The following is a 16,443-nucleotide window of genomic DNA, read 5'->3' as shown; positions in this document are numbered from 1 at the left end:
TCCTCCTTAATCAATGGCTTCCGGCGGGGATACGGGGATGATGATGGTTACTTCCGCTCCGCCTCCCTCGCGGTTAGAAAAGGAGACGCTCGCTTGACCCTTGTAGAGCAGCTCAAGGCGCTGTATCGTGTTCATCATACCGATCCGGTTGCCGTTCTCCGCGTTCAGCAGCCCACCATGCATGAGCTGTTCTAAAATGTCCGGAGGAAAGCCCGGTCCCGAATCCGATATGGTGATTTTGGCAAGATCATCCGGCATTTCCCTGCTGACCGATAACGTAATGTTCGCCTCGGTGACGCGTGATACGGCATATTTTACGGCATTTTCAATGAAGGTCTGCAGCACGAGCGGGGGAATGCGGATATCTCCGGTTTCTGCATCTTGGGAAATATGATAGGCGAAGGCGTTCCTGTACCGGTGACGCTGGATGTCGAGATAAATGCGGACATGTTCGATTTCATCCTGCAGCCGCACGAAGTTGTGCCCGTTCTGAAAGATGTAGCGAAAGTATTGGGTCGTCGACATGGCCATTCGCTCGATTTCGCCATACATTTGCATTTGGGCCATGCTGTACATGCTCGTCAGACAGTTGAGAAAAAAGTGCGGGTTGATCTGCAGCTTCATGTAATCCAGCTGGATCCGCTGCTTTTCCAGCTCCTGCTCATACATATCGATCTTGAATCTGCGGATTTGTCCGATCAGATGCTTGAACTGCTGGCTGGCCTGCTCCAGTTCGATAATCTTGCTGTTTTTAAAATCCAATGCGGCGCTCTCCTCGTTCCACCGGGCGAGCGTATCCGAGAAGCTTTGGATCGGCCGCAGCACCCGTTTGTTGAAATAGAGCATGACGATGCAGAGGACGATCGCGATCATCAGCGCCAGCAGAATGATGACCAGCTGGGCGATCATAATTTTTTCGAACGTACCGTATCTGGCGATCATTTGAACGCTGAATGAGGCGTCGGAGAACCGGCTGGTCACGGCGGCCCGGGAGTGGGCGAGGCCGAAGGGAGAAGGCTTGGCGGTATCCAGCGCCTGCGTCTCGTCCACGCGGATTGGTGTGGAAATATTGATCCCCTGTTCATCAACAAGAGAGACGGTGCCGTTCTTCCCCATGTCGATGCTCTGCAGCGGACGGATCAGTTCGTCTGCAGAGATCAGGCAGATCAAATAACGGTCATGATAAGGGACGATATTGACAATATAGTATTTATTCCGGACGAGGACCGGCGTCCAGCGGGAATAAAATTTGTCGTATACATCTTTGTCCTCGGAATAGGAAATGATCTGCCGCTTCAGTTCCAAATAATCGGGATACCCGATGCTTAGGGGAGCGCAGTTCAGGAAAAAATCTTTGTTTTTCAGATAGATGAAAAATTGATATGCCTGGCCGTAATTTCTCTGCAGCTCGGTAAATCGCTGATGAAGCTGGGTGTTGGACTTTAGAAATTCGGCCGAACCTGAAGCGTTCTCATCCATCGTCTCGATGATTTGGTCATTGGCCAGCGACCAGCCCATGTAGTGATTGATGTAGGCGAAATCATGGTTGATCCGGTTGATGTACAGATCTGCTGTGTCCCGCAGACTCCGGCCGGACTGCTGCTTGACGATGGAGATCGAAGCATAGCTGATCAAAAAATCGAGGACCAGCGCCGTAAATAAAATGATAATCAGCATGTTGACATAATGTTTGACCGGGTAAGGTTTGCCGGTACGGTGGATGATTAGCCGCATGAAAATTCTGTTCTGACGCCTCCTCTTATGAATGCGCTTTATTTTTCATTATATATAACCCCGGCCTGTAACAAAATGCGAAATACTGCGCATCCGCTCCAAAAGTCCGGAAAGTGACATCCTTACGTCCGGATCGGACGGTTGGCGTGGCTGCGCGGACAGACTTTTCCGTACCCGGGAGTCCGGATAACGGCGGCAAGAGGTCCGATTAAGCTCCTCAAGTCCATTTATAATGAGTCTTGTTCCGAAAGAAAGGAGAGAGGGGGGACCTGCGTTGAAATCAGAGTCATCCGGCTTCCGGCGAACCTGGGGAAGAATCGAAAGGAATTGGGGGCTGTACGTGCTGCTGCTGCCGGCGGCGATCCTGCTGCTGCTGTTCTCCTACAAGCCGATGTACGGCGTCCTCATTGCGTTCAAGGATTACAGTCCGGCGCTGGGCATTATGGGAAGTCCCTGGGCAGGGATGAAGTATTTCGAGAAATTTTTTCATTCCTACCAATTTAACGTCACGATCAAAAATACGCTGATCATCAGCCTGTACAGCATCGTGACCTTCCCGATCCCGATCGTATTGGCTTTGATGGTCAATCAGATGCGGGCGAACCGGTTTAAACGGTTTTTTCAAACCGTGACGTACATGCCTCATTTTATCTCTACCGTCGTCATGGTCGGCCTGATGCTGATCCTGCTGTCTCCGGGGAGCGGCCTGATCGGCAGCATCTTCCGGCTGTTCGGTGCGGAGGCACCCAATATCATGGGATCGGCCGGGATGTTCAGCAGCGTGTATGTCTGGTCGGATGTGTGGCAGCATGCGGGATGGGACAGCATTATCTACATTGCGGCGCTGTCAGCCGTAGATCCGAGCCTCTATGAAGCGGCAACCGTAGACGGGGCAAGCCGCTGGCAGAAAATCCGTTACATCGATATTCCGATGCTGATCCCGACGGCCGTCACCCTGTTTATTTTGCGGATGGGCGGGCTGCTGGGCGTCGGCTTTGAGAAGGTGTATCTGATGCAGAACAACTTGAACATCTCATCCAGCGAAGTCATTTCCACGTACGTGTACAAAATCGGTCTGCTCAGCAGCCAGTACAGCTTCTCATCGGCCATCAACCTGTTTAATACGCTGATCAACTTTGTGTTGCTGATCCTGGTAAACCAGATTTCCAAAAAGCTCAGCAGCAACAGTCTGTGGTAAGGGAGGGAATAACACCGTGGAAGCCATGCAGGCGGCAAGCACCGCCACCGGAAGGGCCGGCGGCCGGTCATCCGACCGCGTTCTGGAAGTTTTGCTCTACATCGTCGCGGTGCTGCTGCTGATCGTCCTCATCTATCCGCTGTATTTTATCGTCATCGCCTCCTTCAGCGACCCCTCGGCCGTGGGCAACGGCCAGGTATGGCTGTTTCCGCGAGGCTTTACACTCGACGGCTACAAAGAGCTGCTGAAGCATGAGAACATATGGATCGGATACCGCAATACCATTCTCTACACGGTTGTCGGCACAGCGGTCGGTCTGATCGTGAACGTATCGGCCGCTTATGCATTGTCCCGTAAAGACCTGGTCGGCCGTAAGGCGATTTCCCTATTTTTTATTTTCACGATGTTTTTTAGCGGCGGCTTGATTCCGACCTTCCTGACTATCCGGGATTTTCACATGTACAATACTTTCCTGGTAATGGTGCTGCCATTTTCGGTCGTCGTTTACGACATCATCGTAGCGCGGACCTTTTTCCAGACCAGCATTCCGGGGGACCTGTGGGAGGCGGCCCAGATCGACGGGTGCGGCAACTTGCGCTATTATGTCCTGGTCGTGCTGCCGCTGTCCAAGGCGGTCATCTCCGTGCTCGCTTTGTGGATCGCCGTCGGCTACTGGAACTCCTATTTTAATGCTTTGATTTATTTGAAAAATCCTAATTTGTATCCGCTGCAGTTAATTCTGAGAAACATCCTGATCACGAATCAAATGCAGTCGAGCCTCGGCAGCGGGGAAGCGGCCAATATCGCGCTGCGGCTGGCGAACATGATGCGATATTCGGTCATTATCGTATCGACCCTCCCGATTATGTGCCTGTACCCGTTCGTGCAAAAGTACTTCAACCAAGGGGTGATGATCGGAGCGGTCAAGGAATAAACGGCAAGGCCATTTAATAAATATTAGGGGGATTTCTGGAATGGGCAAAAAAAGAGCCGGTAAACTGTTGGTTACCTTGGGGCTGGTGTCCACGCTGCTGGTCGGTATGACGGCGTGCAGCGGCGGCGACTCCGGCGGCAAAACGGCCGAAAGCAGCGACAGCTTCAATCAAACAGGCCTTCCCATCGTGAAGGAGCCGATTACGCTGAACGTGCTGACCGTCCGGTGGGGAAATATGGGCGACACATTCACGAAGAACACCTGGCTGCAAAATTTGGAAAAAGAAACAAATATCAAGATCAACTGGCAGGTCATGTCTTCCAACGATTGGGGTGAGCAGAAATCGATCATGCTGGCCAGCGGCACGCTGCCGGATATTGTCTTTGGGGACATCGCTTTCTCTGACTCGGACATCGTGAATAATCTCAGCCTCTTCCAGCCGCTGGACGATTATATTGACAAGTACATGCCGAATTTGAAAGCGGCCATGGAGGAATCGCCGGAGCTGAAGAAGCTCAGCACTTTCCCGGACGGAAAAATGTACTCCCTGCCCGCAAGGCTGCCGTCCCGTCCGGTGACGCAGAATCAGCCGGTCATCAACAAAGCCTGGCTGGACCGCCTTGGTCTTCAGGTTCCCGGGACGATTGATGAGCTGCATCAAGTGCTGAAGGCTTTTAAAGAAAACGATCCGAACGGAAACGGTAAAAAGGACGAAATTCCGTACAGCGGATCCGGCGACATCAGCATGGACCTGCTCAATCCATTCGGCATTACGGACCTGAATGGTACCGGCATGATGATCAAAGACAGCAAACCGGTGTATTATCCGACGTCCGAAGAATACAAGGAAGCGATCAAGTGGGCGCATCAGCTGTTCTCGGAAGGACTGATCGACCAGGAGCTGTTTACCCAGGACAACACAATGCTGACGGCCAAGCAGCAAAATCCGGACGTATCGCTGGTCGGCTTCACCCATCAGTGGACGCCGGATGCGGTGTTCGGCAAATGGAAGGACGAATATGTCACCATTCCGACGATATCCGGACCGGACGGTAAGCGTTATCAAGTCGGCGATCCGAACGGGCTCAGCTACCGGCGTAACGAGCTGCTGATCACCACGACTTGCAAATATCCGGAAGCGGCAGCGCGCTGGGCAGACCAGTTCTATACGAACGAAGCCAGCATCCAAAACTTCTGGGGCGCCATCGACACCGTCATTAAGAAGAACGACGACGGCACCTATGCCCTGATGAATCCGCCGGCAGGGACCAGTGCGGATGCGTGGTATTGGGAGTCCTCCGTTCGTGATTTTGGCCCGAAATACGTGAGCCCGAGCTTTGAGAAAAATATTATCCTCGACCCGAGCAACGGGGACGGCCTCAAGCTGACCATCGACAAGCTGGGCAAGGATTACGTTACGACCCCGTTCCCGAATGTCATGTATACCGCTGAGGAATTTCAGGAGCTGCCAACGCTCACGACCGATATCGATACGTATGTGCGGACGACCCGCGCACAGTGGATTACAAAGGGCGGTATCGACGAGCAGTGGGACGCTTACATTAAAAAGCTGAATGAGATGGGTCTGGAACGGCTGGTGACGATCCGTACGGATGCCTATGAGCGTTATAACAGCGTAAAATAGCGCGCCGGACGCATCCAGACCGTCGGTATCGGCTTTTCGAAGGAGTGCTGAACATTATGAAAGTTACGGTCTGGAATGAGTTTCGTCATGAGCAGCGGCATGCCGCCGTCCGCGAGATTTATCCGGATGGCATCCATGGCACGATCGCCGGATTTCTGGAGAAAGCCGGATTGACCGTTGCAACGGCGACGCTGGATGAACCGGAGCACGGATTGACCGATGAGGTACTAGCGGAGACGGATGTGCTTGTCTGGTGGGGTCACCTTGCCCACCATGAAGTCCAGGATTCGGTCGTGGACAAAGTGTACCGCCGGGTCATGGACGGGATGGGTCTCATCGTGCTTCACTCCGGCCATGCCTCCAAAATATTCGGGCGGCTGCTCGGAACGCCGACAGGGCAGCTGAAATGGCGCGAAGCGGACGACAAGGAACGGATCTGGGTCATTAACCCGGGTCATCCCATTGCCGCCGGGCTTGGAGAGTATATTGAGCTGCCGAAAGAGGAGATGTACGGGGAGCACTTTAACATCCCGGCGCCCGATGAGCTGGTGTTCGTGTCCTGGTTTGAGGGCGGAGAAGTATTCCGCAGCGGAGCCGTATTCTATCGTGGCCGGGGCAAAATTTTCTACTTCCGTCCGGGTCATGAAACCTATCCGACTTATCATAACGAGGAAATTCAGCGGGTCATCACAAACGCCGTGCAGTGGGCTGTCCCCAGCGGGGCGGCGGCTCCGGTCTACGGCAACCGGGCGCCGCTGGAGCCTATCCAGGTTAAGGGATAAATTGCCCTGCATTACAACCGCACATATTGGCGGGAACCTTCCTCTTAGCCCGCTCCTCTCCCAGAATCAAATCATAGAATGTGATGTATTCCGATACGAAGGAGGGACTCGCACATGAGTGAAGTAGCTGGTGCTGGATACGGCGGCGGAATGTGGGGGAACAGCGTAGCTGCCATTCTCGTTTTGTTTATTCTCCTGGTCATTATCACCAAGGCATTTATCTATTAATCTCTCAAAGGGCTTAGCTATCAGCTAGGCCCTTTGCATTTGTACGGCGGCTGAAATGGAAGCCCGAAGAAAAGTGGGGTATACATAACAAGTGAGTCTGTGCGAACAACCCTGTGTTATTGCCTGATGTTTACATGATCTTCATTACGTAAATTTGCAAACGGATCGCAACTGTTTTCTTTGGACCAAGTGAAGTTTTGGCACCGGGGCCAATCCTATTCAGCTTTTTCTTTCCCTGGTTGGTGTCGTCCCCATGTACTTTTTATAGAGCTTCGTAAAATAATTCGGATTGTCAAGCCCTACAAGCGAAGCGATTTCCGTCACGGATTCGTTGGTTTCGGTCAGGAGCCGCCGGGCTTCCTTAACTCTGCAAATGTTAACGTATTCAACAAAAGTGCGGCCCGTCAGCCGCTTGAACAGCTTGCAGAAATAGTACGGATTCAGACTGACCTGCCTGGCCGCCTGCTCAACGGTCATTTTATCCGAAAAGTTCGATTCGATATGCCGGATCAGCTGTTTAAACCTCTCCCGGTTGGGAAAATAAGCGTTATGTGCCTCTGCTTCGAGCATGCTCGGATTATTCTCCCTGGCCAACAGCGTCAAGAAGAGATGCAGTCTGGATTTCACGGTCAGCTGGTAAGCCGGAGGCTTGGAGCTTAGTTCCCGAATGATCTCCTCCAAGTGGGCCAAATGACCGGGATGCCCTTCTTCAAAACAGCTTATTTTTACAGGGAACCGAAGCCTGCCTTCCAGATAGGGGGCGACGTATTGAATATGTATAGGATCATGCAGCCAGTCATTAAACAGGGAAGCATTGACGACAATGCAGTCATAATGGACGTCGTCTTCGGCGAGGGAGTAGCCTACGTGAAGGCTCCCGCCGGGAATGATGAGGACATCCCCTTCAGCTGCAGCATACGGGCGGCTGTCGATATGGAACACGGCGCTGCCGCGCTTCATGACAAGCAGCTCAAAATGCTCGTGCCAGTGCAGGTACAGAATACAGTGGCCGGCGCGGGCGGCAAGGCAGCGGTTTTGAAAAAGCTGGAACGGATAAGCGGTATTCTCCAGCGCGGTATCTTCCCATAGGTCCCTGGGATAGGTCATTTCCACACCCCCTCAAAATCAGACTAGTATTCAACAAGATCGGTTAGAGAAAACGGCGGTTCTCCCCGCTATAATGGTGATGTTACGAATACTATATGTCAATATAGGAGTGATCACAATATTGGATACCAATTTCATGCGTATCGGAACGCTGGTCGGCGGCTCTGACGCGGTTCGGGTGATCCCGCAGATCGTCAAGCACGGCTTTGAATCGTTTAATCTGACTTTTTGGCAAACCTCGGGGGGCACCGATCTGAAGGAGCTTGCTGCGCGAGTGAGAGAGCTGGCGGATGAACATGATTTTGTCATTTCGGCCATCAGTGTGTTCGGCAATCCTTTAACTGGAGAAGGCAACAATGAGGATACGCTGGCGACGTGGGAGCGGCTGATCGATCATGCCCATTTGTTCGGCACTGAAATTGTATCCGGTTTCACGGGCCGTTTAACGGGACGCCCCATTGACGAATCCATCCCGAAATTTGCAGAGGTATTTGGAGAGCTGGCCCGGCGGGCGGCAGGTCAAGGCGTCAAACTGGCATTTGAGAACTGCGACATGGACGGCACCTGGAAGACCGGGGACTGGAATATCGCCCATGGTCCGGCTGCTTGGGAAATGATGTTCAATGCTGTGCCGGCGGACAATCTCGGACTGGAATGGGAGCCGTGCCACCAAATGGTCAGCCTGATCGATCCGATCCCGCAGCTTCGCAAATGGGCCCCGAAAGTGTTCCATGTGCATGGAAAAGACGCCACGATCGCATGGGATGTCGTCAGAGAGCACGGCGTTCACGGTAATCAGCCGTTCGTCTGGCACCGGACGCCGGGATTCGGCGACAGCAACTGGGCGGACATCATCACCATTTTGCGGCAGAACGGATATCAGGGAACGATCGACATCGAAGGCTGGCATGACCCGGTTTACAGGGGCGAACTGGAGATGACAGGCCAGGTTCACGCATTGAATTATTTAAAACGGTGCCGGGGCGGGGAATTCATCCCGAATCCGGTGTAGGAGGACTAGCGGATGACTGCGAAGTACAAAGTCGTCGTCGCAGGCTGCGGCGGCATGGCGAATACCTGGGTCGATTACGCGGCCGGGCGGGAAGACACCGAGATCGTCGGATTGGTGGACATTAAAAAGGAAGCGGCGCTGGCGATGGCTGAGCGCAAGTCGCTGAACTGCCCGGTATTTACAGATGTCAAGGAAGCGATTCAGGCAACGGAAGCCAATCTCGTTTTTGACGTGACCATTCCTTCAAGCCATCATGGTGTGAGCGCGACGGCCCTGGAGCTGGGCTGCGGCGTATTTGCAGAGAAGCCGCTGGCTGAAACGATGGAGGACTGTCTGGACATTGTCCGGAGATCGGCGCGGACCGGGCGCACGCATGCCGTGATGCAGAATCGTCGTTACGACCCGCGCATCCGGGCCTTCCGCAAGCTGATTGCCGAGGGAACGATCGGACGGACGGGATTTATCGGGGCAGACTTCTTTATCGGCGCCCATTTCGGCGGCTTCCGGGAAGCGATGGCCAGCCCGCTGCTCCTGGACATGGCAATCCATACGTTTGATCAGGCCCGCCTCATTACGGGAGCGAACCCGGTCTCGGTATACTGTCACGAGTTTAATCCTCCGGGATCCTGGTATGAGGGGAATGCCATGGCCATCTGTATCTTTGAGATGTCCGACGGCACGGTGTTCAACTACCGCGGCTCCTGGTGCGCCGAGGGGATGCCGACATCCTGGGAAGCATCCTGGCGTGTCACCGGAGAAAAGGGGACGGCTGTTTGGGACGGGCACGGCGAACCTTATGCTGAAGTCGTAGCCGAAGGGGATCAGGACGGCAAGTTTATCCGCGAATATACGCGCGTGCCCGGCGTGCTTGACTCCATGCGCAACACGTTTCATCACGGCTGCCTGGACGAAATGTTCGCGGCGCTTGAAGCGGGGCGCAAGCCGGAAACGGACTGCAGCGACAACATCTACAGCATGGCCATGGTGCTGGCTGCGCTGGAAAGCGCCAAGACGGGCAGCAAGGTGCTGATCCGGGAAGTGATGCAGGCAGGCCCTGCGGTGCAGGCATAACCCGTTGAATCCAACTTATCAAGGCGGATGAATGTTTATCATCCATTTCGTTTGCTGTTGCATGACGTGACAAGGACTGCAGGCTTTTGCTGCAGTCCTCTTTTGCTGCGTCAAGTGTGGAGTAAGCCTCACCTTTACCGCTTTACTTTACTGAAAATTTAATGAGATTAATGATCCCTTTACATTCCAATGACATGGCGTAAATAAAAACTCACTACACTGAAGTATGCATACATCAGGATGCAGACAACATTTCATGAGTGAAGGAGAGACTTACCCATTGAAGAGGACTAGTAAGCTGCAGCGCAGCGTGTCCGCCGTGATGCTTGGCAGTATGCTGATCAGCGCAGCAGCACCCGTCAGCTATGCAGACGGCCTGGGCGATCAAACGGCACCTGTCGTTACGGCGGAGCCGGTGAACGATCCCACCGTCCCCGCAGCAGACAACAGCACGAACACGGAGACCACGCAGGAGGGTCAGCAGACGCAAAATGCGCTGCAGATCGCTCATCAGGCACCTGCTGAAGTTTCGGCCGATCAGGATTTCACGGTGAGCGCAGTCATCACAGGAACAGCCGCGGCTGGTTGGTCAGGCGTCGTGAATTATGCGGTGGACGGGAACACCGAAGCATCGGTACCGTTGGTACAGGTCGAGGGCAAGCAGGATACATACAACGCAATCATTCCAGCAGAAGCGCTAAAGGGCACGATTCTGAATTATTCGATAACACTGCTGGACGAGCAGTCCAAGGTGCTGCAGACAATCGCTTATAGCGCGCCTATTAAGGGCAGTGAAACAGAATCAGGCACAGGGCAGGATACGGTAGCGAATGTTTCCGCGGCCGGGCTTCCGCTGCTGATTACCGAGATGGTTCCGGATACAGCCAACGTGGCTGGTGTTTCAGCAGATGCTTACGAATATGTCGAAGTTTATAACAACACGGACCAGAACATCAATTTCAAGGACTATTCTTTCTTTTACAATAATAAAGACAACTGGACGCCGGTCAGCGGCGAGGATATGATCATTCCTGCGCACAGCCCGGCAGTATTCTGGATTATGAACGACAGCAACAAAGCCGAGACCGAGGAAGCGTTTAACGAAAATTACGGAACGAGACTGGTGGAGGGACAGAACCTGTTCCGGATCAACGGCGGCGGTGGCATGGCCAATGGCAGTGCCAGAACACTGTCTATTAAGGATAGCACAGGCAGCATCATTGTGACGGCATCTTATGAGGCCCAGCACGTCAAGATGAATCAGGGAATCCTGTTTCAGCACCCGGCGGAAGGCAGCGTGCAAATGGCGGTGATGCCTGCTTCCGGACAAGTCCCGGCGACACCGGGAACGGTGGACTCCGCACAGCTCGTTCCGGTCGAGGTGCCGGAAGGAAGCGAGACGGTCATCACCCATACGCCGCCAACGTCCGTCGAAGTGCAGGACCTCGAGATTCAGGCGCATGTCGAGAATCCGGGCAAGAACAGCGACGGCACTCCGGCTCCTGTGCAGCTGCTCTACAAAACGCCTGGCCAAACGAGATATACGGTGATCCCGATGGCGGACGCTCAAGGTACGGGCGACTATAAGGCGACCATTCCAGCCGCGGCGCTGGTTGAGTCCCAAATCGATTACCGCATCGCAGCCAACCAGACGGAGAAAGCATACTCCGCCAAGGTGAATCTGCCCGAATTTGACCCGGCTAAGGCACCTCCGCTGCTGGTCACGGAGCTTGTCCCGAATACTACGAACGTTTCCGGGACGTCGACAGACGCATATGAAGCGATTGAGGTGTACAACAATACGGACCAGCCGGTATCTTTTAAAAACTATAAGCTGTATTACCGCTACCCGGATAAAGGGGCGGCCGGTGATGTCGTATGGCCGTCGACGAAGGAGGACTTTGTCATCCCAGCCAAGGGAACGGTCGTTTTCTGGATCAAAAACAGCGCCAACCAGTCATACACGGCGGAACAATTCAACGATTTCTACAAAACGAATCTGGTAGAGAACCAAAACCTGTTTATGATTCAGAGCGACGGGATGTCCAATTCCGGGCGCCGCGCGATTGTCATTAAAACGAATACCGGCAAGGAAATTTCGGCGGCTTATTATGACGCGGATACCTTGTACGAGAACGGCACCAAAGGCGATGAAACCAAGGAAAATATGGGGCTGCATTATGCTTACCCACAGAACGGCAGCACGACGATGATCAAGGCAAGCACCGGGACACAAGCGGCATCGCCAGGATCGGTAGCGGCCTCTCAAGTTCCAAGCGAGCCGGTCCATCAGGAAGAGGACAACAATCCTCCGACGATCGAAGATGTAACGAAGGTTAAGGAAATCGAACAGTCGAAGAACCTCGAGCTGATCGCCGATGCGCAGGACGACAAGGAAGTCCGGTCCGTTCAGGTATACGTGCGCTCCGACAAGCAGAGCGATTATACATTGCATAATCTGTCCGAGGACTTCAACGATACGATGTACCACTACAAGCTGTCCTCTGCCGAATTGATCGGCCGAAAATACATCGAATATTATTTTGCTGCGTCGGACGGCGTAAACGAAACGAAAACCGATCCGGTCAAAGTAGACGTTACGGGTGGGCCGGATTCTTCTCCACTGCGGTTGAACGTGAAGGACCAACAGATCATTAAGGGGACAAGCACCATTAAAGGCACGGCCGAATCCCTAGGATCGGACAGACTGCAGCTGAGCATTGACGGCAAACCGGTTGCGGTTGGAAACACGTTCACCCAGCTTGAGCATGACGCTTACTTTGTTTTCGATGCGGTCAATGTCGACTACTACTTCAAAAATGCAGTGACGATGGGACCGGCAGAGCTCGGAGACAAATCGATCCTGTATACGTTCCTGGACCCGATCACAACGTATACGACGCTTTCGTTCCCGATCAGCGCCGATCGCCTCAAGGCGGACGAGGACAATATCATTTATGTTCGCGCCGGTTCCAAAACGGGCCCGTTTGACGACCGTCCGGAAGAGAACAAGGACGATTTTGAGATCAAGAACGTAAGGCTCGTGCTGGCGGACGGAACCGAAATCTGGGATCCGGCCTATAGCGTTAAGGATCAAGTGATCAAAATGGGGGATTCCGCCGCGAAAAACGAGTCTGTTGGGTTCAAGTTTAACCTGACTGCCGACCAGCTGAAGTCCAAGGCTTACGCCTGGAACACGCTCGAAGCGGCAGACGGCCCGCACGAAATCAAAGTGACGGACGGAACGGATGAATATAAGGCTACCGTCATCGTGGATAATACGCCTCCAGAGGTCAAGCCATCGATCGAAAACGGCAAGGAATACCGCGGCGAGTTTACGCTGGATGCCGAAATCGAGGACGCTTATGCGGGTGTGGACAAGGTTGACGTGAAGCTGGACGATCAGAGCATCAAGCTTCCGTATCAAACTTCGTCCGGATCGCTGAAAGGCGGAGAACATTCGCTGACCATACATGCGGTGGACAAAGCGGGCAATGAAACCACACGGACCGTAAAATTCATAGTGCCGGACGAGAATCCGCTGGCTCCGGAACTGGTCAGCCCGCAGCAAGGGCAGACGAACGTGGGAAGCAGCGCCAATCTGACCGTCAAGGTGCAGGACCCGAGCCAGGACCCGATGAATGTGCTCTTTTACAAGGGGTATAAATACGACGGCAGCCGGACGGAGGACTTTACAGGGTACTTGAACGCGTCGGTGACCGAGCCTCCGAAGGAAATGGCTCCTACAGGCGAAACGCAAATGAATCCGGGAGATTATGCCAAAATCAGTGCGGAAGACGGCAAATATTTGGTGAACGAGTCGGTAGACAAGTTCCCTTACCAGCGATTCGAAGTGAAGCTTGACCCATCCGTGAAAGCGACGGACCGCGTGGATATCCACTGGAAAGGAAAGTCGCTCGAAGGCCGCAAGGTCAGCCTGTATGCCTGGAGTCCTTCGCAGAGCAAATGGATCCAGCTTGATCATGTGATCGCCGGAACCGAAGACTTTGAGCTGAACGCAACTGTGCAGGCGGGAGATTACGCGTCCGGCCAAGCGATTGACGTCATGGTACAGGACGAAATCGCGGCGGCGGAGGGTGCGGCCGCAGGCACCAAGCCTTCGCCGGAGCAGGAAGATCCTTACGACTTCTCGTTCGTCTGGATGTCCGACACTCAGTACTATTCGCAGAGCTATCCAAAAATTTATCAGGATATCGTCAACTGGATCGCTGCCCAGAAGGAAAAGATGAAAATTCAATACGTCATTCACACGGGCGACGTCGTCGACAAGTCCTATGAGGAGTATCAGTGGGTCGAAGCCGACAAGGACATGAAGGTGCTGGAGGATGCCGGCATTCCTTACGGCGTACTGGCCGGTAACCACGACGTGGGCCATCAGGACAACGATTATACGAAGTTCAAAGAGTATTTTGGGGAAGACCGGTTCAAGAACAATTCGACGTTTGCCGGCTCCTATGACAACAACCGCGGTCATTACGACCTGGTATCTTCGAACGGAAACGACTTTATCATCGTCTACATGGGTTGGGGTCTCGGGGACGACGAAATCGAATGGATGAACGAAGTGGTGTCCAAGTATCCGGAACGCAAAGCGATCCTGTGCCTGCATGAGTACATGCTCGTATCGAATAACCGCGCACCGATTGCGGACCAAATTTTCGAAAAGGTCGTGAAGCCGAACAAGAACGTCATCGCAGCGCTGTCCGGGCATTATCACGACGCGGAGCTGAAGGTGGATGAGATTGATGACAACGGCGACGGCCTGCCGGACCGCAACGTCTATCAGATGCTCGCCGATTACCAGGGAGCGCCTGAGGGCGGGCTGGGTTACATCCGTCTTATGCAGTTCGATATGAAAAACAACAAGCTTCACATCAAAACGTATTCGCCATATTTGAACGATTATAACTACTATGATCCGCAGGAAAATCCGGGCAAAGACGAGTTTGACCTGGCCCTGGATCTCCAGCCGAAAACCAAGCAGGTTGCGACGGATTACATCAGCGTCAAAGTGTACACCGATAGCGAAATCGGAAGCAGCCGCGATGTGGCCAGCGGGTCCCAGGCATCTGCCTTATGGAACGGGCTGCCTGCGGACAGCTACCAGCAGTGGTATGTAAAAGCGGAAGACGCGCACAGCGGCAGCACGCTCTCCGATATTTGGGGCTTCTATACCGGGAAGAACAATTCCGGCAACCCTGGCGGCGGTAACGGAGGAAACAACGGAGGAAACAACGGGGGCGGCAGCGGAGGCAACGGTGGCGGAAATGGCGGCGGAACAACGCCGTCACAACCGGGTAACGGAAACGCCACTTCCCCTGAAACACCTTCTAATCCGGGAACAGGCGGCAATAAGGGAACCGTGGTGCTGAAGCCGGGCACGAACGGAAGCTATCAAGCCGATGTGAAGGCATTGGACCAAGCAATGACCGAAAGTACGAATGGCAAAATCGTCATCACGCTTGACGGAGCGAACGGCCAAGGACAACAGGCGGCTTCCTTGTCCCTGCCTTCAGCCAGCGTGGCCAAAGCCAAACAAAACGGTTTGTCGCTGATCGTTGCCGGACCTGACATGACGGTTACGGTGCCTGCGGCATCGTGGCCGGGCTCGCTGACCGATGCACAGCAGCTGGTACTGCGTATGGATGCGACGATGAACAGTACAGCCAGCCAAGCTGTACGAGATGCCATGGGATCCCGATCCGACTATAGTCTTGCCGGACCGGTATACACAGTTAAGCTGGTCAAGGTCAATGGTCAGGCGGAATCCGAGATCCAGAATCTGAGCGGCCCCGTGACGGTTGAGGGTAAGCTAACCCCTGAGCAGCTGCAAAAACTGGATACCGATTACGCTGGGGTTTATGAGCTGGGCAGCGGCCAGCCTAAATATCTTGGCGGGCATTTCAGCGGTGGAACGGTCAGCTTTACGGCAGATCACCTTGCTCCGTTCGCTGTGCTTGAGTATCATAAACAATTTGCGGATGTGAACGGCTCCTGGGCGGACGAATACATCGGCAAGCTGGCCGCCAAACATCTGGTCAACGGAATCGACGAGAACCGATTCGGGCCTAAGCTGAACGTCAGCCGTGCGGATTTCCTCACACTGGCGATGCGAATGATGGGCACCACTTCGCAAGCTTCGGGAAGTTCGGCCTTTACGGATGTCCCGGCGGACAGCTATTACGCCGGCGCGGTGGCTGAGGCAGCAAAACTCGGACTCATCCAAGGAAGCGGCGGCAAATTCAGACCTCAGGATCCGATCAGCCGCGAGGAAGCTGCGTCCATCGTGGTGAAGCTGGCCAAAGCGGTGAACTGGAGCGGCGAATCGGCTGCATCCAGCAGCTTTGCCGATATGCAAAACGTATCCGGATGGGCGAAGCAGGCTGTTACGGAAGCCGGTCAATTCGGTCTGATGAACGGTAAAGGCGGCGGCAAGTTCGATCCGCAGGGTCAAGTCACCCGCGCAGAAACAGCGAAAATGATGTACACGCTCATCGCGCAAAAATAGCATGTCTAAAAAGAGGGGGGAAGCGGCGGTTAAGCCTTCCTGCCTGCCGCAAGCCGGCGCCAGAAATTTTGGCGCCGGCTTGCGTGCGTTTCGATTCCGGCCTTGAAACCGGCGAACGTGCGTTCTATAATCAACACATACAATGAAATTGAAATTCCATAAAGTTTCGGGGCTGCCATGATATAATATTTTTAATTCATGAT

General features: G+C 53.8%; 10 protein-coding genes. 8 read left to right on the top strand and 2 right to left on the bottom strand.

The features are described 5' to 3' along the window. Positions 1-6: 6 nt before the first annotated feature. Complete coding sequence (locus K2F33_RS26035) at positions 7-1,734, bottom strand: sensor histidine kinase (RefSeq protein WP_263879618.1); 1,728 nt, start codon at positions 1,732-1,734, stop codon at positions 7-9. A 232-nt stretch (positions 1,735-1,966) separates the two neighbouring features. Between K2F33_RS26035 and K2F33_RS26030 the strand changes: the two genes are divergently transcribed. From K2F33_RS26030 to yjcZ, 5 genes are all read left to right on the top strand, one after another. After that, on the top strand, positions 1,967-2,932 hold the full coding sequence (locus tag K2F33_RS26030) for an ABC transporter permease (RefSeq protein WP_145020630.1): 966 nt from the start codon (positions 1,967-1,969) through the stop codon (positions 2,930-2,932). A gap of 25 nt (positions 2,933-2,957) precedes the next feature. After that, positions 2,958-3,866 carry a carbohydrate ABC transporter permease gene (locus K2F33_RS26025; protein ID WP_076169386.1) on the top strand — a complete coding sequence of 303 codons (909 nt, stop codon included), beginning with the start codon at positions 2,958-2,960 and terminating at the stop codon, positions 3,864-3,866. Between the two features lie 40 nt (positions 3,867-3,906). Then, a complete protein-coding gene (locus K2F33_RS26020) occupies positions 3,907-5,511 on the top strand; it encodes an extracellular solute-binding protein (RefSeq protein ID WP_263879615.1) in 1,605 nt (534 codons plus the stop codon). Between the two features lie 53 nt (positions 5,512-5,564). Beyond that, entirely contained in the window at positions 5,565-6,293 is a 729-nt protein-coding gene (locus K2F33_RS26015; protein WP_263882450.1) for a ThuA domain-containing protein, read from the top strand. Positions 6,294-6,407: 114 nt separating this feature from the next. Then, the gene (gene yjcZ / locus K2F33_RS26010; RefSeq protein ID WP_084203718.1) at positions 6,408-6,521 is read left to right on the top strand and encodes a sporulation protein YjcZ; all 114 of its coding nucleotides are present in this window, start codon (positions 6,408-6,410) and stop codon (positions 6,519-6,521) included. Between the two features lie 219 nt (positions 6,522-6,740). Here yjcZ and K2F33_RS26005 read toward each other — a convergent pair whose 3' ends face one another. Next, positions 6,741-7,628: a helix-turn-helix domain-containing protein gene (locus K2F33_RS26005; RefSeq protein ID WP_263879612.1), complete on the bottom strand. Its 888-nt coding sequence runs from the start codon at positions 7,626-7,628 to the stop codon at positions 6,741-6,743. A 136-nt stretch (positions 7,629-7,764) separates the two neighbouring features. Between K2F33_RS26005 and K2F33_RS26000 the strand changes: the two genes are divergently transcribed. The 3 genes from K2F33_RS26000 (at position 7,765) to K2F33_RS25990 (ending at position 16,240) form a co-directional block, all read left to right on the top strand. Next, on the top strand, positions 7,765-8,640 hold the full coding sequence (locus K2F33_RS26000) for a sugar phosphate isomerase/epimerase family protein (protein WP_263882449.1): 876 nt from the start codon (positions 7,765-7,767) through the stop codon (positions 8,638-8,640). A gap of 12 nt (positions 8,641-8,652) precedes the next feature. Further along, entirely contained in the window at positions 8,653-9,711 is a 1,059-nt protein-coding gene (locus K2F33_RS25995; protein WP_263879610.1) for a Gfo/Idh/MocA family protein, read from the top strand. A 280-nt stretch (positions 9,712-9,991) separates the two neighbouring features. Next, complete coding sequence (locus K2F33_RS25990; RefSeq protein WP_263879608.1) at positions 9,992-16,240, top strand: S-layer homology domain-containing protein; 6,249 nt, start codon at positions 9,992-9,994, stop codon at positions 16,238-16,240. Positions 16,241-16,443: the final 203 nt, after the last annotated feature.

This window comes from Paenibacillus sp. PSB04, from assembly GCF_025809195.1.
GTDB classification, from domain to species: Bacteria; Bacillota; Bacilli; order Paenibacillales; family Paenibacillaceae; genus Paenibacillus_AQ; species Paenibacillus_AQ favisporus.
Note: the sequence above shows the minus strand (reverse complement) of the source record. Positions and strands in the feature narration are given on the sequence as shown.